At 69.8% G+C, this 21,427-nt stretch carries 18 protein-coding genes; 11 read left to right on the forward strand and 7 right to left on the reverse strand.

What is annotated here, in order from left to right; all coding sequences use genetic code 11:
- Positions 1–43: 43 nt before the first annotated feature.
- Together MSPGM_RS03465 and MSPGM_RS03470 are read left to right on the forward strand one after the other, a co-directional pair.
- A complete protein-coding gene (locus MSPGM_RS03465) occupies positions 44–2,377 on the forward strand; it encodes an NADP-dependent malic enzyme (protein ID WP_003599589.1) in 2,334 nt (777 codons plus the stop codon).
- 103 nt (positions 2,378–2,480) lie between these two features.
- Positions 2,481–3,920 (forward strand): acetamidase/formamidase family protein, encoded by a 1,440-nt coding sequence (locus MSPGM_RS03470; RefSeq protein WP_012752143.1) that lies wholly within the window; start codon positions 2,481–2,483, stop codon positions 3,918–3,920.
- 173 nt (positions 3,921–4,093) lie between these two features.
- Here the strand turns inward: MSPGM_RS03470 and MSPGM_RS03475 are convergent, their stop codons facing one another.
- The 6 genes from MSPGM_RS03475 to MSPGM_RS03500 all read right to left on the reverse strand — a co-directional run bounded on the left by MSPGM_RS03475 (position 4,094) and on the right by MSPGM_RS03500 (position 11,617).
- Positions 4,094–4,273 carry a hypothetical protein gene (locus MSPGM_RS03475; protein ID WP_003599586.1) on the reverse strand — a complete coding sequence of 60 codons (180 nt, stop codon included), beginning with the start codon at positions 4,271–4,273 and terminating at the stop codon, positions 4,094–4,096.
- Between the two features lie 79 nt (positions 4,274–4,352).
- Positions 4,353–5,237 (reverse strand): hypothetical protein, encoded by an 885-nt coding sequence (locus MSPGM_RS03480; protein ID WP_003599584.1) that lies wholly within the window; start codon positions 5,235–5,237, stop codon positions 4,353–4,355.
- Positions 5,234–7,309 carry a glycosyltransferase gene (locus tag MSPGM_RS03485; RefSeq protein WP_261926169.1) on the reverse strand — a complete coding sequence of 692 codons (2,076 nt, stop codon included), beginning with the start codon at positions 7,307–7,309 and terminating at the stop codon, positions 5,234–5,236. Before MSPGM_RS03485 ends, MSPGM_RS03480 begins: the two co-directional genes overlap by 4 nt.
- Before the next feature lie 3 nt (positions 7,310–7,312).
- A complete protein-coding gene (locus MSPGM_RS03490; RefSeq protein ID WP_003599582.1) occupies positions 7,313–9,334 on the reverse strand; it encodes a glycosyltransferase in 2,022 nt (673 codons plus the stop codon).
- Positions 9,334–10,032 carry a hypothetical protein gene (locus MSPGM_RS03495; protein ID WP_043707103.1) on the reverse strand — a complete coding sequence of 233 codons (699 nt, stop codon included), beginning with the start codon at positions 10,030–10,032 and terminating at the stop codon, positions 9,334–9,336. The genes MSPGM_RS03490 and MSPGM_RS03495 overlap by 1 nt, the downstream gene beginning before the upstream one ends.
- Before the next feature lie 193 nt (positions 10,033–10,225).
- Positions 10,226–11,617 carry a M20/M25/M40 family metallo-hydrolase gene (locus MSPGM_RS03500; RefSeq protein ID WP_012752147.1) on the reverse strand — a complete coding sequence of 464 codons (1,392 nt, stop codon included), beginning with the start codon at positions 11,615–11,617 and terminating at the stop codon, positions 10,226–10,228.
- Between the two features lie 288 nt (positions 11,618–11,905).
- On the opposite strand from MSPGM_RS03500, the gene MSPGM_RS03505 reads away from it, so the two are divergent.
- The 8 genes from MSPGM_RS03505 to MSPGM_RS03540 all read left to right on the forward strand — a co-directional run bounded on the left by MSPGM_RS03505 (position 11,906) and on the right by MSPGM_RS03540 (position 18,237).
- On the forward strand, positions 11,906–12,430 hold the full coding sequence (locus MSPGM_RS03505; RefSeq protein WP_003599579.1) for a (2Fe-2S)-binding protein: 525 nt from the start codon (positions 11,906–11,908) through the stop codon (positions 12,428–12,430).
- On the forward strand, positions 12,427–13,443 hold the full coding sequence (locus MSPGM_RS03510; RefSeq protein ID WP_003599578.1) for an FAD binding domain-containing protein: 1,017 nt from the start codon (positions 12,427–12,429) through the stop codon (positions 13,441–13,443). Before MSPGM_RS03505 ends, MSPGM_RS03510 begins: the two co-directional genes overlap by 4 nt.
- A gap of 9 nt (positions 13,444–13,452) precedes the next feature.
- Positions 13,453–15,714, forward strand: coding sequence for a xanthine dehydrogenase family protein molybdopterin-binding subunit (locus tag MSPGM_RS03515; RefSeq protein ID WP_012752148.1), 2,262 nt, complete (start codon positions 13,453–13,455; stop codon positions 15,712–15,714).
- A gap of 321 nt (positions 15,715–16,035) precedes the next feature.
- A complete protein-coding gene (locus tag MSPGM_RS03520; RefSeq protein WP_244414062.1) occupies positions 16,036–16,359 on the forward strand; it encodes a CrcB family protein in 324 nt (107 codons plus the stop codon).
- An 11-nt stretch (positions 16,360–16,370) separates the two neighbouring features.
- Positions 16,371–16,808 (forward strand): EamA family transporter, encoded by a 438-nt coding sequence (locus MSPGM_RS03525; protein ID WP_003599575.1) that lies wholly within the window; start codon positions 16,371–16,373, stop codon positions 16,806–16,808.
- On the forward strand, positions 16,808–17,470 hold the full coding sequence (locus MSPGM_RS03530) for a M15 family metallopeptidase (protein ID WP_003599574.1): 663 nt from the start codon (positions 16,808–16,810) through the stop codon (positions 17,468–17,470). The genes MSPGM_RS03525 and MSPGM_RS03530 overlap by 1 nt, the downstream gene beginning before the upstream one ends.
- A gap of 168 nt (positions 17,471–17,638) precedes the next feature.
- Positions 17,639–17,914 (forward strand): hypothetical protein, encoded by a 276-nt coding sequence (locus MSPGM_RS03535; RefSeq protein ID WP_003599573.1) that lies wholly within the window; start codon positions 17,639–17,641, stop codon positions 17,912–17,914.
- Positions 17,911–18,237: a hypothetical protein gene (locus tag MSPGM_RS03540; protein ID WP_003599571.1), complete on the forward strand. Its 327-nt coding sequence runs from the start codon at positions 17,911–17,913 to the stop codon at positions 18,235–18,237. Before MSPGM_RS03535 ends, MSPGM_RS03540 begins: the two co-directional genes overlap by 4 nt.
- Before the next feature lie 117 nt (positions 18,238–18,354).
- Here MSPGM_RS03540 and MSPGM_RS03545 read toward each other — a convergent pair whose 3' ends face one another.
- Positions 18,355–18,996 (reverse strand): MarR family winged helix-turn-helix transcriptional regulator, encoded by a 642-nt coding sequence (locus MSPGM_RS03545; RefSeq protein WP_012752150.1) that lies wholly within the window; start codon positions 18,994–18,996, stop codon positions 18,355–18,357.
- A 246-nt stretch (positions 18,997–19,242) separates the two neighbouring features.
- Here MSPGM_RS03545 and MSPGM_RS03550 point away from each other — a divergent pair, with 246 nt between their 5' ends.
- Positions 19,243–21,420: a glycosyltransferase gene (locus MSPGM_RS03550; protein ID WP_261926170.1), complete on the forward strand. Its 2,178-nt coding sequence runs from the start codon at positions 19,243–19,245 to the stop codon at positions 21,418–21,420.
- The last annotated feature ends 7 nt before the right edge of the window (positions 21,421–21,427 follow it).

Consider the following 21,427-nt stretch of genomic DNA (forward strand, 5'->3'; position numbering starts at 1 on the left):
GGGTGCGGGCGCGCAAAAACGAGCGGAAGAGGACGGCATCGCCATGGCCGACAATATGTCCGAGGATCTGAAGTCCGGGGCGCTCGTCTACCACCGACTGCCGAAACCCGGAAAGCTCGAGATCCAGGCCACCAAGCCGCTCGGCAACCAGCGCGATCTGGCGCTGGCCTACTCTCCCGGCGTCGCCGCCGCCTGCATGGCGATCTACGACGACCCGCAGGAGGCCGCCACCCTCACCATCCGCCAGAACCTCGTCGCCGTGCTCTCGAACGGCACCGCCGTGCTCGGCCTCGGTGATATCGGCCCGCTGGCCTCCAAGCCGGTGATGGAGGGCAAGGCGGTCCTGTTCAAGAAGTTCGCCGGCATCGACGTGTTCGACATTGAGGTGGACCAGAAGGACGTCGACAAGCTGGTGGACGTGGTCTGCGCCCTGGAGCCGACCTTCGGCGGCATCAACCTTGAGGACATCAAGGCGCCGGAATGCTTCGAGGTCGAGGAGCGGTGCCGGGAGCGGATGAACATCCCGGTCTTCCACGACGACCAGCACGGCACGGCGATCATCGTCGCGGCGGCGGTCCTCAACGCACTCGAACTCGCGGGCAAGCGGCTCTCGGACGCCAAGATCGTCACCTCGGGTGCCGGCGCGGCGGCTCTGGCCTGCCTCAACCTCCTGGTCTCGCTCGGCGCGACCCGTGAGAACATCACCGTCACCGACATCAAGGGCGTGGTCTACAAGGGCCGCGCCGAGCTGATGGACCGCTGGAAAGACGTCTACGCGCAGGAGACCGACGCGCGGACCCTGGCCGAAGTGATCCCCGGCGCCGACGTGTTCATCGGCCTCTCGGCGGGCGGGGTGCTCAAGCCCGAATATCTCGAGAAGATGGCCGAGAAGCCGCTGATCATGGCGCTGGCCAACCCCTACCCCGAGATCATGCCGGATCTCGCCGAGCAGGCGCGGCCCGACGCGATGATCTGCACCGGGCGCTCGGACTTCCCCAACCAGGTCAACAACGTCCTCTGCTTCCCCTACATCTTCCGCGGCGCGCTCGATGTCGGCGCCCACAAGATCAACGAGGAGATGAAAAAGGCGGCCGTGAAGGCGATCGCGGCGCTCGCCCGCGAGACGCCGTCCGACGTGGTCGCCCGCGCCTATGGCGGCGAGGCCCGGCCGTTCGGGCCGCGCTCGCTGATTCCGAGCCCGTTCGATCCGCGCCTGATCGTGCGCATCGCGCCCGCGGTGGCGAAGGCGGCAATGGATTCGGGCGTCGCCGGCCGTCCGGTGGAGAACATCGACGCCTACGCGGAATCACTCGACCGCTTCGTGCACCGCTCCGGCTTCATCATGAAGCCGCTCTTCTCCAAGGCGAAGAGCGATCCGAAGCGCGTCATCTACGCCGAGGGCGAGGACGAGCGCGTGCTGCGCGCCGCACAGGCTGTGGTCGAGGACGGTGTCGCCCGGCCGATCCTGGTCGGTCGCCCGCGAGTGATCGAGACCCGCATCAAGCGCTTCGGCCTCGACCTCAAGCACGGCGAACATTTCGACCTGATCGATCCCGAGGACGATCCGCGTTACCGGGATTATGTCGCCACCTATCTCGAAATCGCCGGCCGGCGCGGCATCACCCCCGATCTCGCCCGGACGCTGGTGCGCACCAACTCCACCGTGATCGCGGCGCTCGCGGTGCGCCGCGGCGAGGCGGACGCGCTGATCTGCGGCTTGGAAGGCCGGTTCGAGACGCGCCTGCGGGTGATCCGCGACGTGATCGGGCTCTCGCCCGACTCGATCGACTTCGCCGGCATGAGCCTGATCGTGACGAAGAAGGGCGCCTTCTTCCTCGCCGACACCCATGTCCGCCAGGATCCGAGCGCGGAGGAGATCGCCGACGTCGCCATCGCCTGCGCGAACCATGTCGGCCGTTTCGGTCTGACGCCGAAGATCGCGCTCCTGAGCCACTCCGATTTCGGCCAGTCGGACTCCGCTTCCGCGAAGAAGATGCGGCGCGCGCTAGAACTGATCCAGGCGCGCGCGCCCGATCTTCAGGCCGACGGCGAGATGCAGGCGGATTCGGCCCTGTCCGAACTCATTCGCGACCGGGTGCTGCCGAGTTCCAACTGGAAGGGCGCGGCCAACATCCTCGTCTTCCCGAACCTGGATGCCGCCAACATCGCCTTCCAGTTCGCCAAGGTGCTCGCCGACGCGCTGCCGGTCGGTCCGCTGCTGATCGGCCCGGCCAAGCCGGCGCACATCCTCACGCCCTCCGTCACCGCCCGTGGCATCGTCAACGTCACCGCCGCGGCGGTGGTGGAGGCGCAGGCCGCGGTGCCGCTGCAAGTTGCGCCGGAGGCCGAACCCGGCGTGGGGCCGCTCTCGGAGTAACGCACCGAGCCTTGGGGCCCCCCTGCTTCACGCAAGGACGGGGCCCGAGCTTGGCTGTAATTTTGCATTCAGTTCCGGGCGTTGAACGCGTCTGGAGTCTGCAATGTGCCGTGGTGACGATCCGACCTGTGCCGCCTTCGCCGAACATCGGCTGCGCTACCGGCGCGACATGGAGCCCGAGCGACGGTCCTTCCTGAAGAGCAGCTTCGTCGCCACCGGAGGGGCCGCGGCGCTGGCGGCGGGCGGCCTTTCCCTGGTGAACCCGGCCCTGGCGCAGAGCAGCGCACGCCGGCTGAAGCAGACCGCCCACTACCACCTGCCGGCTAATGCCGAGACCATCCACTGGGGCTACTTCTCGAAGACCCTCAAACCCCAGGTCGAGATCGAGTCGGGCGACTTCGTCACCATCGAGACCCTGACTCACCACGCCAACGACGACGCCGAGCGGATGGTGACGGGCGATCCCGGCGCCGAGAGCGTGTTCCTCTGGACCAAGGAGAAGAAGGGCGTGCCGCGCCGCGGCGCCGGACCCGAGGATTCCAAGCTCGGTCCCGGCGGCGGGCTCGGCGTCCATATCTGCACCGGCCCGGTGGCGATCCGCGGCGCGGAGCCCGGCGACGTGCTGGAGGTGCGCATCCTCGACGTGGCGCCGCGCCCCTCGGCCAACCCGAAATTCAAGGGCCGGACCTTCGGCAGCAACGCAGCGGCATGGTGGGGCTACCACTACAACGACATGCTGGGGGCCAAGAAGCGCGAGGTTCTCACCATCTACGAGGTCGATGCGACCGGCGAGCGCGATTGGGCCAAGGCCGTCTACAGCTTCCCCTGGCCGGGCGTGACCGATCCGGACGGCCACGAGCATCCGACGATCGACTATCCCGGCCTGCCGGTCGATCACACCAAGACGAAGCGCAGCTTCGACGTGCTGAAGGGCATCCGCGTGCCGATCCGCCCGCATTTCGGCACAATGGGCCTCGCCCCGTCCGAAGCGGACATGGTGAACTCGATTCCACCGAGCTACACCGGCGGCAACATCGACAACTGGCGCATCGGCAAGGGCGCGACGATGTATTACCCCGTCGCCGTGCCGGGCGCGCTGTTCTCGGTGGGCGACCCCCATGCGAGCCAGGGCGATTCCGAACTCTGCGGCACGGCGATCGAGTGTTCGCTCACCGGCACTTTCCAGTTCATCCTGCACAAGCGAGCCGATCTCGCGGGCACGTCGCTGGAGTCCCTGGACTTCCCGATGATCGAAACCGCCGACGATTGGGTGCTCTCGGGCTTCAGCTACCCGAACTACCTGAAGGATCTCGGCCCGGACGCGCAGAACGCGATCTTCCAGAAATCCTCCCTCGACCTCGCCATGCGCGACGCCTTCCGCAAGATGCGCCAATTCCTGATGCAGGCGAAGGGACTGACCGAGGACGAGGCGATCTCGTTGATGTCGGTCGCGGTCGATTTCGGCATCACCCAGGTGGTCGACGGCAACTGGGGCGTCCACGCCATCGTCAAGAAGGCGATCTTTTCGGAGCGGCCGGCCTGACGGCTCCGAGCGGCCGATCCTCCAACCCGACGCCCTCATCCTGAGGTGCCGCGAAAGCGGCCTCGAAGGATCCTCCAGATCCCGCGCGACCCCTGGAAGATCCTTCGAGGCTCCGCTTCGCTGCGCACCGCAGGATGAGGCCACGGATGGGAAGGCCGGGAGCTGAGCTTGGATCACAGCGCGCGGATCTTCTCCTCGATCCGCTTGGCCTCCGCCTCGTCGACCTGCACGGGCCGCCCGCTATCGTCGGGAATCCCCTCGCCGGTCTGGGCGATGGTGGTGTCACGGGGCCGGGCATTCGGACCGGTGGAGTCGGGGCGCTCCTCGCGCGTCTGACGGTCGTCGTCGTTCATGGTGGCCATCCTGCTCGGGTTCTTCACCCGGGGAACGCCCGTCGCCGCCTCGGTTTCCCCGAAGGGCCCGGGCGGGGATTCAGGCCGCCGGCCACCCCTCCCCTTTCGCCAGCAGCCGCGCCGAGAAATGGCCGCCGGGAAACACGGCCGCCACGCCGGGCCGCTTGAGGCGCAGGTCCCAGGCTCGCAACTCGGCGTAGCGCAGATGCAGCACCCGGCCGTTGCCGGAGCGGGAGACGAAGCAGCGCTCGAAGGCGAGGAGCTGCGTCGGCATCGGCGGGTGCGGGCCGGCGCCCGTGTCGATCTCCAGGGCAAGCGAGGCCTGCGCCCCCGCCTCGAAGGCGCGGAACGCATTGAGCAGGGCGTCGTATTCGACACCATCGACGCAGAGCTGCAGGCAGAAGCGCGGCGCGAAATCCGCCGTGCGGTCGAGCGGGCTGTCGCGCAGCAGCGTCAGGGCGAAGCGCCCGCCCTCGGCCTCCGGCAGGGTGAGGCGGTGATCCTCCGCCACGCCGTCGAGCGCCCGCAGGCGGTCGGGCTCGATCGGCGAGGGCGCCGCCTCGCGCCCCTCCGCCCGACCGTCGGTGCGGAAGTGCTGGAGAGGGTTGACCCCCGCCGCGACTACGTCGGGATAGCGGGCGAGATAGAGGCTGGTGCTGAAGCCGGGGCTCGGGTCGAGACCCTGCGCCGCGCCGATCTGCCCGTAGTGGCGCAGGGGGTCGAGCCGGGTCCGGCCGCTCTGCCGGCGGTAGAAGGCGGTGTCGAAATCCGCGTTCGGGTTCCGGTCCCGACGGGCGCCGAACCACGCGTAGTGCAGGAAGGGGTCGAGGCCGCTGCGCGCCACGCCCGGATTGCGCTCGCGATAATAGGCGGCATCGAACAGCTTCGGGACGCGGCCGATCACGACGCGGCGCAGGAGCCCGCTGGCAAGGCCGACGAGGCGGGCGACGGGGGATGCGCTCATGCGACGACCTGCGCCTCGCACAGGGCCCGGATCGCGGCCGCGAAGGCCTCGGTGTCGCAATCCTCGGCGATGTGCCGGCTCCCCTCCTCCCGAACCGCGTCCCACAGGGCCGCGTCCTCGTGGAGCGCCACCAGCGCCTCGGCGAAGGGTCTTGGGTCGCGCCAGTCGCGCACGAGGAAGCCGGCGCCGTCCGCCCAGCCGACCTGATCGGCGAGGATCGGCGTGACGACGCAGGGCAGGCCGCGCGCCACCGCCTCATGGACCTTGTGCGGAATGCCGGCGGCGAAGCGCGTCGGCGCCAGGAACACGCGGGCCGCATCGAGATAGGGCTCGGTCTGCGGCACCCGGCCGGTGACCTGCACACCCGGCTCGCGCGCATAGCGCTCCCGGATCTCCGGCGCGATCCCACCGACGATGGTGAGCTGCGCCGCCGGCAACCGCGCCCGCACGAGCGGCCAGACGCTCCCGAAAAACCAGTCGAGGGAATCGACGTTGGGCTGCCCTTCGCGGGCGAGCGCGCCGACGAAGACGAAGCCCGCGCGGCCGGCAAAACCCGGCGTCGGCGCTTCGGGCCGGGTCAGGGCGTGGCCGAGCACGGTGGCGTTGCAGGCGCTGTAGCGGGCGAGCACCCGCGCCTCGGCCGGGGAGACGCAGACCACCGCGTCGGCAAGCCCGAACAGGCGCGTCTCGCGCTCCGCCTGCCACGCCAGATCGGCGGCCACCGCGCTGCCCGCGGTCGCGGCCTCCGTCACGAAGTCACGCAGCGCAAACAGGGCCTCGGAATCGAAGATCACCTTCGAGCGCACGAAGCTGCGCGGATCGAGCCCGGCGGCGTGCAGCGCCTGCGTGACGAACAGGATGTTGTGCGGGCGGCTGACCCAGAGCACGTCGTAATGGTCGCGCCGCTCGGCGATCAGGCGGGCAAACCCCTCGTCGCCGCTGGCGTAAGAAATCTCGATGCGCTCATCGAGGTCGCGGTAGCGCCGCGCCTCCTCCGCATCCGCCTCGTAGTTCGGAAAGAACGTCACCGCGTAGCCGAGACCCGCCATGGCGTTGAGGATGGCGTTGGCCCGCGGCAGGCCGGCGCCGAGATCGAGATGCGGCACCCGGTCATCGACGTAGAGCACCCGCAGACGCCAGGGATCATGGTCGAGGAGGCCGGTGCCGCGCGGCTGCGGCCCCTGCGCGAACAGGCTCTGCCGGTGCCGGTCGAGGAAGCGGGCGCGGTTGCGGTCGAGCAGCGCCTCCACATCCTCGCGGCGGGCGCTGGTGGCGTTCTCGTAATGGATCGCCGTGGCGCGCGGCTGCACGATGACGCGACGCCCGGCCTGGTGGCAGCGCAGGCAGAGGTCGGTGTCCTCGAAATAGGCCGGGGCGAAGAGCGGATCGAAGCCGCCGAGCGCCTCGAACAGCGCCCGCTCGATCATCAGCACGGCGCCCGAGACGTAGCCGACATCGCGGGTCGCGGCATGCTTGGGGGCGAAGGGGTCGGCGTTGCCGCGCCCGTGCGGATGGGTGAGTTGCGCGTCGTCGCGAAAGCCTGCGCCGGATTCCTGCAGCACGCCGCCGGGGAAGACGAGGCGGGCGCCGACAATGCCGGTGCCCTCATGATCGCGGAAGGTCGCGACCATCGCCGCCAGCGCGCCGGGCAGGAGATCGACATCCGGGTTGAGGAACAGGATGAAGCGCCCCCGCGCCCTTGCCGCGCCCGCGTTGCAGGCGGGCCCGAAGCCGGTGTTGGTGGCGTTCTCGATCAGCGTCACCCCGTCGAGATGCGGGTAGAGGGCGCGGGTCTCCGGGGCGGAGGCGTTGTCGACCAGCACGACCTCGAAGCGGACGCCCGCCAGCCCCTGGCTCGCGCAGAGGCGATAGAGGGTGAGCGCCAGCAGGTGGCGGGCATCGCGGGCGACGATGACGATGGAGACATCCGGATCGGGCTGCGGCGCGAAGGCGAGGCGCACGCCGTTGCGCTGGATCGCCTCGACAATCAGCGCGGCCTCGGCCAGCGCCGCGCGGCGACCGGGGCCGGGATCGATCGTGTCGAGCAGGGGGACGGCGGGGGTTTCGCTCATAGGCTAAGCCGCGCCCTCCGGCAGAATGATCCGGCCGATCCCGTCATCGGTGAGGAACAGGAGGCACCCGCTCGCCGGGCCTGTGGCCGCCCCGCGGAACGACAGGCTCACGGGCAGCGGTGCCGGCAGGCGGCCGGTGAGGTTGGCATAGGTGTCGATCCGGCGCCGGTGGAGCGGCGTGACCCGCTCCAGACGCCATTCGGAAGCGCCCTCCCCCGCGACTAGGAAGGCGGCTGCCGGATGCGTACCGTTGACGAGCACGCCGGGCAGCAGGGTTTCGATTTCAAGCCGATCCCCTGCGCAGCCGACGATCCGGCCCTCCGTCTCCCAATCCGCCTGCATCCGGGCGAAGGCGCGGGCCAGCGCCGCGCGGGTTGCGGGCGGCAGCGTTCTATCGCGCACCCATTCGGGCGATAGGGCGACATCGAGCGGACCGAGATCGGGCGCCGCGCCGTCGGCTGACGCCTCCGCACGGGCGAACCAGCGCTGCCGCTGCGGTGCATAGACCGCCGCCGTTCCGTGGCCGGGTCGCCGCTCGGTGGCGACGAGAACGCCCAGATCGGGATCGGCAGCGGGCCGGGAGCGGGCGGAGGTTTCACAGGTCAGAACGAGGCCGCCGCCGCGGACAACAAACGACTCCGCATCCGGATTGGCATTCCCTCTCCCCGCACGCGGGGAGAGGGCTCTGCCGACCTCGTCGTCGGCAGAGCGAGGCGGCAGCCGATGGTGAGGGGGCGCAGACGAAGGAGTCTCCAGCTGATCCGCCCCCTCACCCTCGCTACCGCTTGTCGCGCCGACGACAAGGTCGTCGCGACCCTCTCCCCGCGTGCGGGGAGAGAGGATGCCATGCTTGATCCGCCGTGCCCTAAGAAGCTCAATCAGCTCCGCCTCTGCCGCCAGCGCGGTCGCGGCGTAGCGCGTGAACAGCGCCTCGCTCGCCCGTGTCAGCCGCGCCAGGGCCTCGGAATCGGCCGCCACCGCCAGCACCCCCGCCTTCACCGCCTCGAAGTCGCGGCAGCGATGGGCCGGCTCCACCGGCTCGAAACCTTCGAGGCCGATCTCGGTCCCGATCACCGGGCGGCCGAAGGAGAGCGCCTCTCCGACCTTCATCTTGAGCCCGGAGCCCATCAGCATCGGTGCCACGACGAGGTCGGCCTGGGCGTAGAAATCCTCCAGCCGGTCGAGATAGCCGAGCAGCCGAACACCGGGGCCTTCGACGCCGGGCAGGCTGCGGCAGATTTCGCCGGCGATGACGAGTTCCGGCCGATCCGGAGTCCAGCCGTCGCGCCAAGCCCGGATGAAGCGGCCGATGGAGAACAGGTTCGGGTCGTTGCCGTGGCCGAGAAAGCCGATGCGGGCGACCCGCTCCGGCACGGCGAACGGCCTCTGGGCTGGAAAGTGCGGCGGGAGCAGCAGGACGCGGCTGTCGGTCAGGCTCGCGAAATAGCCGGCTTCCGCCGCCTGGATCGCCAGGACGACGTCGGCGCGGGCGAGACCCGCCGCCTCGCCGGCCGTGTCGGTGTAGAAGAAGTTCGGCTCGGCGCGGAACGGCCGGTACTGGGTCTGGCGGCCGGCGAAGCGGTCGTGGGTGTCGATCAGCGTCAGGACGCCCGGCGGGACCCGTTCCAGGGCGCGCGACAGGAAGACGTAGTTCACCAGCACCGCGCCGGTCTCGGGGTAGGCGGAGCCGTACCACGCGACGAAGTCGCCGACCTCATCGGGGCACCATTCGTCGATTCCGAAGGCGGTCGAGCGCGTCTTGAGCGGGATCACGGCCCGCGCCTCGATCAGGAAGACGTTGCGGAACGTCCGCTCCATTTCCTCGAGATCGGTCGGCGGGTGCTGGCCGAAGCGGCGGTAGATCTGATCCTCGTGGGCGTAATAGGCGAGATCGATGGCAAAGCCGCCGCGGGTCAGCGCCTCGCAGGTGGCCGCCAACCGGCGCCGGTTGCCGGCGCTCACGGGCGCGGCCGGCATCGGTGCGAGCACGAGGATCGCGGGCTTCTCCGCTTGGTCGAGCGGCATCACGAGGCCCCTATCGTCAGCGCCGTGAAGCCGTGGGCATGGAGCGCGAGGCAGCGCTCGGGCCGACCCTCGGGAGCCGCGCCCCAGACGGGTTCCAGGGTCAGATGCTGGCGTGGGTGCCGGCCAAAGCGCAGCCGTGCCCCGGCAACCCGCGCACAGCCCCAGCCCGCACGGGCGCGAAACAGCAGGGCGTGCGGGATCGCGGTGCCGCCCAGCGACCAACCGTGATCCCCGTCGGCAAGGTCCGGCGCATCCTCGGCGACCGGCAGCGCGATGACTGCCGCCTCGACGAGGCCGAACAGGCGCCCGAGCGGCGCGAGCCCGGCCGTGCCCGACGAGAGCAGCGCGCGCGCGAGCAGGGTTCGCTCGTCCGAGGACAGGACATCGCTCGCGGCCGGCTCGGGCCGCACCACGAGGTCGCGGAAATGCGTGGCGAGGCTGACGCCCTCGCGCAGCGCAGCACCCTCCGCTTCGAGCGCCAGCAGGCAGACGGGACCGTCCGGTGCGCCCGCTTCGAGGCCGGAGAAGACCCAGGTCACCAGCTGCACCGTCTCGGGCGCCGCGACATGCAACGGAATCGGCAGAGACGGCGGCAGAGGAAAGCGCAGCACGCAGGCGCCGGGCGCGGCCTCCACGAGTTGCCCAGGTACGGGCACAGTCCCGTCCCCCGTCGGCCGCACAACCGCAGTGGCGCTCATGCCGTCACGCCATCTGCCGGGGCGTTCGTTGGGCCTCCCACCCACAGCCTCATCCTGAGGTGCCGCGCAGCGGCCACGAAGGATCGTCCAGATCCCGCGCGATCCCTGGAGGATCCTTCGAGGCCCGCTGACGCGGGCACCTCAGGATGAGGAATGTGGCCTGGAAGATCCATTCGCATCGCCGCCGCGCCGCTTACGCCTGCGCCAGCGCCAGCGCCGAGAGGATCCGCGCCCAGGAGCGCGTGCCCTTGTGGAAACTCGTCAGCTCGTACTTCTCGTTGGGCGAATGGATGCGGTCGTCGTCAAGGCCGAAGCCGATCAGCAGGGTGTCGAGGCCGAGGATGCGCTTGAAGTCGCCGACGATCGGGATCGAACCGCCGGCCCCCACCGCCACCGCCGGGCGGCCCCACTCGGCCGCGAGCGCGGCCTGGGCGGCGGCGAGCTGCGGCATGTCGTAGGGCAAGGCCACCGCCCGCGAGCCCTTGTAGCAGATCACCTCGACCGAGCAGTCGGCGGGGATGCGCTCGCGCACGAAGGCTTCGAAGGTCTTGGAGAGCTGCTCCGGGTCCTGGTCGTCCACGAGGCGGAACGAGACTTTCGCGGAGGCCTGGGAGGCGATGACGGTCTTCGTCCCCTCGCCCGTGTAGCCGCCGATGATGCCGTTGACGTCGCAGGCCGGGCGCGACTGGATCAGCTCGATCGGAAGGCGCCCGCGCTCGCCCGCCGGCTCCTTCAGGCCGATGGGTCCCAGGAACTTCTCAGGGGTCAGGCCGAGACCGCGCCACTGCTCCAGCAGCTCGGGCAGGGGCTCGCGCACGCCGTCATAGAAGCCCGGCAGGGTCACACGGCCATCGGCATCGTGCAGGTCGGCGATGATCCGGGACAGGACGTGGATCGGGTTGGCCGCCGCGCCGCCGAAGAAGCCGGAATGCAGGTCGCGGTCGGCGCAGGTCACCTTCACTTCGTAATAGGCGAGCCCGCGCAGCGAGGTGGTGATCTGCGGCGTCTGCCGATCCCACATGCCGGTGTCGCAGACGAGCACCACGTCGGCCTTCAGCCGCTCGCGGTTGGCCTCGACCCATTCGGGCAACCCCTGCGAGCCGTTCTCCTCGGCGCCCTCGATCAGGATGGTGACGCCGACGGGCAGGTCGCCGTTCATCGCGAGATGCGCGCGGCACGCCTCGACGAAGGTCATGACCTGACCCTTGTCGTCGGACGCACCGCGGGCGACGATTTTTTTCGAGTCTCCCGTCTCGTCGATGCGCGGCTCGAAGGGCGGCGTCTTCCAGAGGTTTTCCGGATCGACCGGCTGCACGTCGTAATGGCCGTAGAACAGCACGTGCGGCGCCCCCGGCTTCGGGCGGTGCGCCAGCACGACGGGATGCAGCGAGGTCTCCTCGACGCTGGTCTCGAAGCCGAGCGCCGTCAGGTTTCCTTCAAGCCAGTGCGCCGCTTCGCGGCAATGGCCGGCATAGGCGGAATCCGTCGAGATCGAGGGGATGCGCAGCCACGCAAACAGCCGCTCCAGGCTGTTATCCAGATCGCGGTCGATGTCGTTGAGGACGGGGTCGAGTGCATCGGCCATGGCGGCTCCTCGAAGTCGGCGTGCGGGGCAAGCGTTAGCCGAGCTTCTCGCCCTGCGTAACCCCGGCCCGCCGGGAAGCGCGCCTGAGCCTCGCTGGTCCGTGATCGCGCCGTGCCGTCCCTCCCCAGGGCGAGCGGAACAGGGCCACCTTGGAATCGTTATCGCCACGACCCGGTGCGGGCCCTGAGCCCACGCCCTTCCAAGACGCGCTCCCCGTCCGGCCCCTCGCGAAGCCTTATGCCTCGCGTTCCGTCCGTGCGGAGCCCGAGCCTCATCACGGATGTAACCATGCTCATCGACAGCGGTTCGCCCGGCGCCGTCGGGACAATCGGCATCACGCTCACCATCAATGGCGAGCGGCGCGCGCTTCAGGTGGCGCCCTGGACCACGCTGCTCGATCTCCTGCGCGAGCGCCTCGACCTCACCGGCACCAAGAAGGGCTGCGACCACGGCCAGTGCGGCGCCTGCACCGTTCTCGTGAACGGCACCCGCATCAATTCCTGCCTCACCCTCGCGGTGATGAAGGACGGCGCGGAGATCACCACCGTCGAGGGGCTCGCCGGCCTCGCCCATCGCGAGGGCAAGAACAGCCTTCACCCGATCCAGGAAGCCTTCGTCGAGCACGACGCCTTCCAGTGCGGCTACTGCACGCCGGGCCAGCTCTGCTCCTCGGTCGGCCTGATGAACGAGGGCCACGCCAAGACCCGCGACGAGATCCGTGAGGCGATGAGCGGCAACATCTGCCGCTGCGGCGCCTACACCAACATCGTCGATGCCATCGAAGAGGTCATGCACCAGGGAGACGCCCGATGAACCGCTTCGATTACGTTCGCCCCAGCACGGTGGCGGAGGCGGTGCAGGCGCTGGGCAGCGACCCGGCGGCCCGCTTCATCGCCGGCGGCACCAACCTCATCGACCTGATGAAGTACGACGTCGAGCGGCCGGGCAAGCTCATCGACATCACCCGCCTGCCGCTCGGCGAGATCGAGGAGCGCGACGGCGGCTTGCGCATCGGCGCCCTCGTCACCAACGCGACGCTGGCCTACGACGCCCGCATCCGCGAGCGCTACCCGCTGCTGGCGGACGCGATCCTGGCCGGCGCATCGGCACAGCTCCGCAACGCGGCCTCGACCGGCGGCAACCTGCTGCAGCGCACCCGCTGTTACTACTTCTACGATACGGCCACGCCCTGCAACAAACGCGAGCCGGGCTCCGGCTGCTCGGCCATCGGCGGCGTCGATCGCATCCACGCGATCCTCGGCACCAGCGAGCATTGCATCGCCACCCACCCGTCCGACATGTGTGTGGCGCTCGCCGCACTGGAAGCAACCGTGCAGGTGAGCGGGCCGCAGGGCGAGCGTTCGATCCCGTTCGCCGACTTCCACCGCCTTCCCGGCGACGAGCCCTCGAAAGACACCAACCTCGCGCCCGGCGAGATCATCCTCGCCATCGACCTGCCGGCCAAGGGCTTTGGCGGCAAGCATCATACCTACCTAAAGCTGCGCGATCGGCTGTCCTACGCCTTCGCGCTGGTCTCGGTCGCCGCCGCGCTCGAACTCGACGGCCAGACCATCCGCACCGCACGCCTCGCGCTCGGCGGCGTCGCTCACAAGCCCTGGCGCAACACGGAAGCCGAGGCGCTGCTGCAGGGCAAGCCGGCCACCCGCGAGACCTTCAAGGCCGCGGCGGACCTGATCCTGCGCGAGGCCAAGCCGCAGGCGACCAACGGCTTCAAGATCGAGCTGGCGCGCCGCGCCATCGTCCGCGGCCTGGAGCAGGCCGCCGCCGGCACGCCCCAGTCCCAGTCCGACAAGCGCATCCAGTAAGGAGCAGCCATGACCGTCCAGATCAGCCCGGCGGCCGGCCGCGACCGTTTCGTCGGCAGCGCCGTCAGCCGCGTCGATGGCCCGGCCAAGGTCACGGGCCTTGCCAAATATGCCGGCGAGTTCGCCGCGCCCGACCTCGCCTACGGCGTGGTCGTGTCGAGCGCCATCGCCAAGGGCAGCGTGCGGAGCATCGACGCTTCCGCCGCAGAGGCGGTGCCGGGTGTCATCAAGGTGATCACACACGAGAACCGCCCGGCCACCTCCGACAACCCGGAGGATTACCAAGACGCGGTGGCGCCACCCGGCGCGCCGTTCCAGGCGCTGGCGACGAACCGCATCATCTTTTCCGGCCAGCCGGTGGCGCTCGTCGTCGCCGAGGATTTCGAGACGGCGCGTTATGCCGCCTCCCTGGTGCGGGTCGATTACGGGGTCGTGGCCCCGCGCACCGACCTCTCGGCGCAGGCGCCCGAGGCCTACGATCCGCCGATGAAGCGGGCCGGCATCAAGCCGCCGCCGGAGCCGTGGGGCGACGCCGAAAAGGCGTTCGATGCGGCGGAAATCCGCGTCAACGGCCAGTACCGGATGGCCGACGAGCACCACAACCCGATGGAGCCGCACGCCTCGACCGTCGTCGTGGAGAAGGACGGGACCTACACAGTCTACGACAAGATCCAGGGCGTCTCGAACACCCACGACTACATCGCCAGCGCCTTCGGCCTGAAGCCGGAGCAGGTGCGGGTGCTGAACCCCTATCTCGGCGGTGGCTTCGGCTCGGGCCTGCGCCCGCAATACCAGCTTTTCCTGGCGATGCTGGCCGCGAAAGATCTCGGCCGCTCGGTGCGGGTGACGCTGACCCGCGATCAGATGTGGTCCTTCACCTACCGCTCGGAAGCGCTCCAGACCGTCTCGCTCGGCGCCGACCGCTCGGGCAAGCTCACCGCGCTCAAGCACGACGCGGTGCAGGGCACCTCGTCCTACGAGGATTACCAGGAGGTCGTCGTCAACTGGTCGGGCGTGCTCTACGACTGTGACAACGTCGCGCTCACCTACAGCCTCGCCAAGATCGATACCCCGACGCCGGGCGATATGCGCGCACCTGGTGCCGTAACCGGCGTCTACGCCATCGAGACGGCGATGGACGAACTGGCCTACGCCACCGGCCAGGACCCGATCCAGCTTCGCCTGAAGAACTACACCGAGAGCGACCCGACCGAGGACAAGCCGTTCGGCTCCAAGGCGCTCAAGGACTGCTTCCGCCAGGGCGCCGAGCGCTTCGGCTGGAGCCGGCGCAACCCGCAGCCGCGCTCCATGCGCGAGGGCCGGGAACTCGTCGGCTGGGGCATGGCGACCGGCATCTGGGAATCGATGATGATGCAGTCGAGTGCGCATGCCGTGCTCACCGCGGACGGCCGGCTCGAAGTCGGCAACCAGACGGGCGACATCGGCACCGGCACCTACACGATCCTGACCCAGATCGCCGCCGACACGCTGGGCCTGCCGCTCGAACACGTCACGACCAAGCTCGGCGACACCAAGCTCGCCAAGGCCCCCGTGGCCGGCGGCTCGTGGACGGCGGCCTCCTCCGGCACCGCCGTGATGAAGGCCTGCCGCGACATCGCCGAGCAGGCGTTCAAGCTGGCGCGCGGCATGGAGAACTCACCGCTGGCCAACGCCGATTTCGAGCGCGTCGTCTTCTCGAACGGTCGCATCGAGGTGGCGGGTGATCCGTCCAAGAGCGTGGCACTCACCGACGTCCTGACGGCGACCGGCACGCCAAAGCTGGAGGCGACCGGTGAGGCCGCCCCGGACAAGGATTTTGCGCAAGAATTCGAGGCCTACACCCATTCGGCGATCTTCGTGGAGGTGAAGATCGACGAGGAGCTGGGCCAAGTGCGCTGCACCCGCGTGGTGTCGGCCATCGCGGCAGGCAAGATCATCAATCTCAAGACGGCCCGCAGCCAGATCCTCGGCGGCGTCGTCATGGGTATCGGCTCGGCCCTGCACGAGGAATCGATGCTCGACCACCGCATCGGCCGGTTCATGAACCACAATCTCGGCGAGTACCACGTGCCGGTGCATGCCGACATCCACGACATCGACGTGATCTTCGTGGACGAGGAGGACAAGGCGAACCCCCTCGGCGTGAAGGGCCTCGGCGAGATCGGCATCGTCGGCGTGGCCGCTGCGATCTCCAACGCGGTCTACCACGCCACCGGCAAGCGCATCCGCCACCTGCCGATCACGCCCGATAAGATCCTGGGCGAGGACTGACCCGCACCGTCGCCGCGAAACAGAAGCCCCGTCGGCCCAGTGCCGGCGGGGCTTTTTCTTGGAGGGCCGGCTCCAACGGCCTGTGCCAGACCTGTTGCCGTCGCCTTGTCCGGATCGCCTCACTGACGCTCATGATGAAAGCCAAGCGTAGCTCGAACCGTCGTTGCACAACGCAACGGCTTCGGATGATGCACGCCTCCGTCCGCTCGATGCGCTAGATCTGCACGCGCCTTGCAAGCCCGCGCCGTAACGGCGTTTCATCCCGAGCCTTCAGCCTTGAACACCCTTCTCGTCTTCCTCGGTGCCGGCCTCGGCGGTGTCATGCGCTACGGCGTCAACGCCTGGGCTGTGCGGCTCGGGGCGAGCTTCCCGTGGGGCACGCTCGGCATCAACGTCGCCGGCTCGGTGCTGATGGGGATCGTCACCGGCTGGCTGGCCGCGCGCGGCGGGCCGCCCCAGGCGCGGCTGTTCGTGGCCACCGGAATCCTGGGCGGCTTCACCACCTTCTCGACCTTTTCCCTCGAAGCCTTCACCCTGATGGAGCGTGGCGACGGGCTGGCAGCGCTCGCCTACGTGCTCGTCTCGGTTTTGGCGGGTATCGGCGGGCTGGCCCTAGCCCTGATCGTGATGCGCCACGCCCTGTGAAGGAGGAAGCGGTGAGCGAATGGCTCCTGTCGTGGCGGTTCTGGGCCCTGCTCTCCGCCGGGTTCGCCGCCGCCACGGCGATCCTCGCCAAGGTCGGCATCGACGGCGTCGCGCCGGATGTGGCCACCTTCATTCGAACGCTCGTCGTGGTGGCGCTCGCCGGGGTGATCCTCGCCGCGTCCGGACAGGCGCAGGAGCTGGGCCGCGTCTCCGGCCGAAATCTTGTCTTTCTGATCCTGTCGGGGCTCGCCACCGGGGCGTCCTGGCTCTGCTACTTCCGGGCGCTCGCGCTCGGTGACGCCGGCCGCGTCGCGCCGCTCGACAAGCTGAGCGTCGTGCTCGTGGCCGTGTTCGGCGTCCTCTTCCTCGGCGAGCGCCTCGCACCGCATCACTGGCTCGGCGTCGGGCTGATCGCAGCGGGCGCGGGGCTGCTGGCATGGCGGGCCTGATGCGCGTCGCACTGACGGGCCTCGCCCTCGCCGCGTCCCAGCCGGCCGCGGCGGAGATCGATCCCTTCGTCGATGCCGCCCGGCACGTGCCGGGGCTCGCCCTCGACATGCGCTATGCCGGCTCCGACAACTTCGTCGGCCGGCCCATCGCCGGCTACGAGGCATCGCGCTGCCTGCTCACCCCGCAGGCCGCCCGCGCGCTGGCCCGGGTGCAGGCGTCACTGGCGCCGGACGGCCTCGGCCTGAAAGTGTTCGACTGCTACCGCCCGCGCCAGGCGGTGGCCGACTTCGCCGCCTGGGCGCGCGACCCGGCCGACACACGCATGAAGGCCGCCTATTACCCGCGGACGGACAAGGCGGATCTGTTCCGCCTCGGCTACATCGCCGAGCGCTCGTCGCATTCCCGCGGCTCCACCGTGGACCTGACGCTGGTGCGCAGCGCCGACGGCGCCGAACTCGACATGGGCACGCCGTTCGACCTGTTCGACCCGGCCTCGGCGACGGATTTTCCCGGCGTCAGCCCGATCCAGTCGCGCAACCGTCACCGCCTGCGCGACGCGATGATTCGCGCCGGCTTCGTGCCCTACGCGCAGGAATGGTGGCACTTCACCCTCAAGGGCGAGCCCTACCCCGACACGGCCTTCGACCAGCCCGTCCGCTGATCGACGCCGTCCGGCCCGGCCAAACCGAGATGCTGCCGTGATTTTTTGAGGTGGGTTGAATTGTTCTAAATCAATAGTGCAAAGCTTCGAAACAGAGCTCGATTAAAGCATTTCCAATGTTTTGAAGATCGCTTGCGCAATATCGACAGATGGAGCCATGATGAATGCATGGCGCACATTCTGACATTCCCGAACGCTTCTCACGTCAGCGCGTGGCCCTCGCGGGCCGATACGCTGTCCTCGGCCCGCGACGGCTCCGTCGGCTTGGCTGGTCTGCTCGCGGCCTTCGACGCGGTGCTCGAATCCGTGCGCCTCGCGTGGTGGGACGGGTCCTCCCTCGGCCTGAGCCGGGGTGGCCTCGAATCCCTGGTCGGGTTGGAGCCGGGCGACGCGACACCGCCGCGGCTGATCCCGGTCGAAGCGCGGGCGCAGGTGCAGGCATGAGCGCCGGCCTCGTCACGGCTCCACCCGACGCGGCGGAGCGGCACGCGCAGGGCACGCTGGAGCGGGCGCTCACGACCGCGTTCTGGCAGGCACTTCAGCGCGAGCCGATGCATGTCATGGCCGCTCTTGAAGCCGCAGCGCGTACCGTCGGCACGCTCTACCGGCAGGTGGCCGCCGCGCACGATCCCGACGGGCACTGCCCCTGCGGCTGGGAGCCCGACCCGGAAACCGACCTCATCGTCCTGGAAGCGATGCTGGCCGCCGCCCTCTCCCGCCCGGCCCAGCTGGATCTCGCCGACATGGTGCCCGCCGGGCGGGCCTGACCGGTCAGGCGAGCGCATCGCCCCGGACGCCGAATCTCAAGAATCGGCTGGCCACACGACACTTGGCGAGGCGGCCCCTCTCGATAGGGGCTGCCCGCTGCCGGCTTCGCCTCAGGATCAGACGACCGCGCTCGTCGCGCCCGGAGCCAGCAAGGCCTCCTCCTCGTCGTCGGCCTCGCCGTCGATCTCGGCATCAGACTCTTCGTGGCCGGTTACGCCCGCGGCTCCCGCGAGGCTGCGGGCGACGCGGCGCAGGAGCTTGCGCAGGCGGCGGCGCTCTTTGTTGTCGAAGTCTTCGAGCAGTTCGGCCTCGACTTCGTCCCAGATCCGCTCGATCGCGGCGGCCTTGGCAAAGCCTGTTTCGGTCAGTCGCACGCGCACGATGCGGCCGTCGCCGGCCTCGGCCCGGCGCTCGACGAAGCCGAGGGCGGCGAGCCGCGAGATCGTCTTCGAGGCGGTCGGCGGGCGCACCCGCAGGGTCGCGGCGAGATCGCCCATGGTCATGCTGCCGGCCGCCGCCAGCGCCTGCACCACCTGCTCCTGGCCGGCGAACAGGTCGAGTTCGGCGAGCCGGTCGCCGATCCGGGCGCGGTGCAGCCGCGCTGCCTGAACGAGCGCCCAGCCGACGCTCTTGGCCGCCGGGGGGCGCAGCCGCTTGACGGTCTTGCCCGCCTTGTCCTTTGCCGCGCTTCGGCCACCCGACTGAGCGGGAGCGTCGCCGTGTGCCGCCACGGCGACCACTTCGTTTGCCGCCGACATGATCCGGTTTCCCTTCACGGACGTGCGGGCTCCTGAACGCTGCCCGGAAAGAGTGCCCTCTGGGCGGCCCGCAGGGCAAGCATCTGCCGACCGGCGATGAAACTTCGATGACAGAAACCCTTCGCTTTGCCGACACAGGGCCGACAACACACCGCTTTTGCAAGAAACCGCTTCACGGCGCGGCCGATTTCGTGGATTCCCGCGCCGCATGAGCTTCCACCGGAACCGAGACGACGGGCTGTTTCCATGAAGCGCCGTGAGGCGCTCGGCCTCTATCCCCTGCGCGACCTGCGCCGTTGTGCGGACGACGCCTGGAGCGCGACCGGCCCCGATCCCGTCTTCGCGCTCGGCCCGGCGGACGCGGTGTCGGCCCTGTCGGGCCAGCGCATCCGCATCCGCTGCCGGCCGGATTCGGTGTGGCCGGTGCTCGCGGTCGAGGCGCGGGGCGAGGCCGAGCCGCGCCGCTACCGGCTCACGGTTCGGGCAGACGGCACCGACGACCTGATCCGCCTGCCGCGCGGCACACGCGCGCTGCGCCTGGAAGCCGCCGAGGCAGGCCCGCGCTTCCGCCTCGATGCGGTGCGGATCGAGGCGGCGGGCCGGATCGAGGCGGCTCTCCTGTCCGCCGAAAAGATCATCGAACGGTTGCCGCCGCAGGAGCGTCGGCCGCTGCGCCTGCTGCGACGCGCCGTCGGCCTCCTGCGCAGCGTGCCGCCCGGCGAAATCTGGCGCCGCCTCACCCGCGCCGCCCAGACCCACCGTCCGCCCGCCAGCTACGCCGCCTGGATTCAGGCAGTGGAAGCCAAGGCTCTGCCCTCCATCGAGACGATGCGGGCGCAGCTCGGGGCCCTGTCGGAGCGCCCACTGATCTCTCTGCTGGTGGCGGGCGGCGACGATCCGGTCCAGCTCGGGGAGACGGTCGCGAGCCTGCGGGCGCAGGTCTACCCGGATTGGGAATTGTGCCTCGCGGCCGCGCCATCGGCCGCGCTCGAGGCGCTAGCGGCGGAGGACGGCCGCATTCGTCTGCTGCCGCCCGCGAAAAGCAAAGCCGCCTCCCTCGATGCGGCGCTGGCGCAGGCGCGCGGTTCCTATCTCGCCACGATGGGGCCCGGTGCCCGGCTTGCGCCGCAGGCGCTCCTCGCCCTCGTCCGGCGGCTCGCCCGCGAGCCCGATCTCGACCTGCTCTACACGGATGAGGATCGGATCGGGCCGGAGGGCGAGCGCTGCGATCCCTATTTCAAGCCGGACTGGTCGCCCGAGACACTCGAGAGCAGCTTCTACATCGGCGGGCTTGCCCTCTACCGCACTGCCTTGGTTCGGGCGGCCGGCGGCTTTCCAGGCGAGAGCGAAGGCGCGACTGACTACGACCTCGCGCTCCGCGTGACGGAGCGGAGCGAGCGCGTCGGCCACGTCGCGCAGGTGCTCTGCCATCGTCGCGCCGCCGCGTCCGACCCGGGGGCCGCCGCCCGCGCGTTGGCCGGACGCGCCCGGCGCACCGGCGGGCTCGATGCCGTCCGCGCGCTCGGCCCCGTGCATTTCGCCCTCCGGCGCGTGCTCGCGGCCCGCCCACTCGTCTCCCTGGTGATCCCGACCGCCGGGCGCGACAGCCTCATCGGCGGGCGCAACATCGATCTGCTCGCCGCCTGCCTCGCCAGCATCCGCGAGACCGGCACTTACGACAACATCGAGATCGTGGCGGTGGATAACGGCGACCTGCGCCCGCAGACGCGTGCGGCGGTCGAGCGGTTCGGGGCGCGCACCCTCACCTGGGACAAGCCGGTCTTCAACGTCGCCGCCAAGATGAATCTCGGCGCAAGGGCGGCGAGCGGCGAGGTGCTGGTCTTTCTCAACGACGACATCAGCGTCGTCACGCCGGACTGGATCGAGGCGATGCTGGCGCAGCTCGCCATTCCCGGCGTCGGTGCGGTCGGCCCCAAGCTCTTGTTCGAGGATGGCAGCCTTCAGCATGCCGGCGTGGTCTTCGGCGAGGGCCTGCCGGACCATGTCCGCCGTGGCTTCCCCGGTGACGACGCCGGGTATCACGGCTCGAGTCTGGCCAACCGCAACACTCTCGCCGTGACCGGCGCCTGCGTGATGGTGCGGCGGTCCGATTTCGAAGCCATTCAGGGCTTCGACGAGGGATACGCCATCAATTACAACGACATCGACCTCTGCCTGCGGCTCGGCGAGCGAGGCCTGCGCACGGTCTATTGCGCCGAGGCGAGCCTGCACCATTACGAGAGCCGCAACCGCATCCCCACCGTCGATCCCGCCGAGCAGGCGCGCTTCCGCAAGCGCTGGGGCGCGCGGCTCGCCCGTGACCCGTACTACCCGGACCCGTTCGGCATCCGCCCGCCCGCCTTCACCCTCGACGCCGAGCGGTTTCCGGCAGCACAGCAGCGCATGGTAGAGGCGTGGCGATGATGACGAC

It is taken from the genome of Methylorubrum sp. GM97 (genome assembly GCF_024347855.1).
In the GTDB taxonomy this organism is placed as follows: Bacteria; Pseudomonadota; Alphaproteobacteria; order Rhizobiales; family Beijerinckiaceae; genus Methylobacterium; species Methylobacterium extorquens.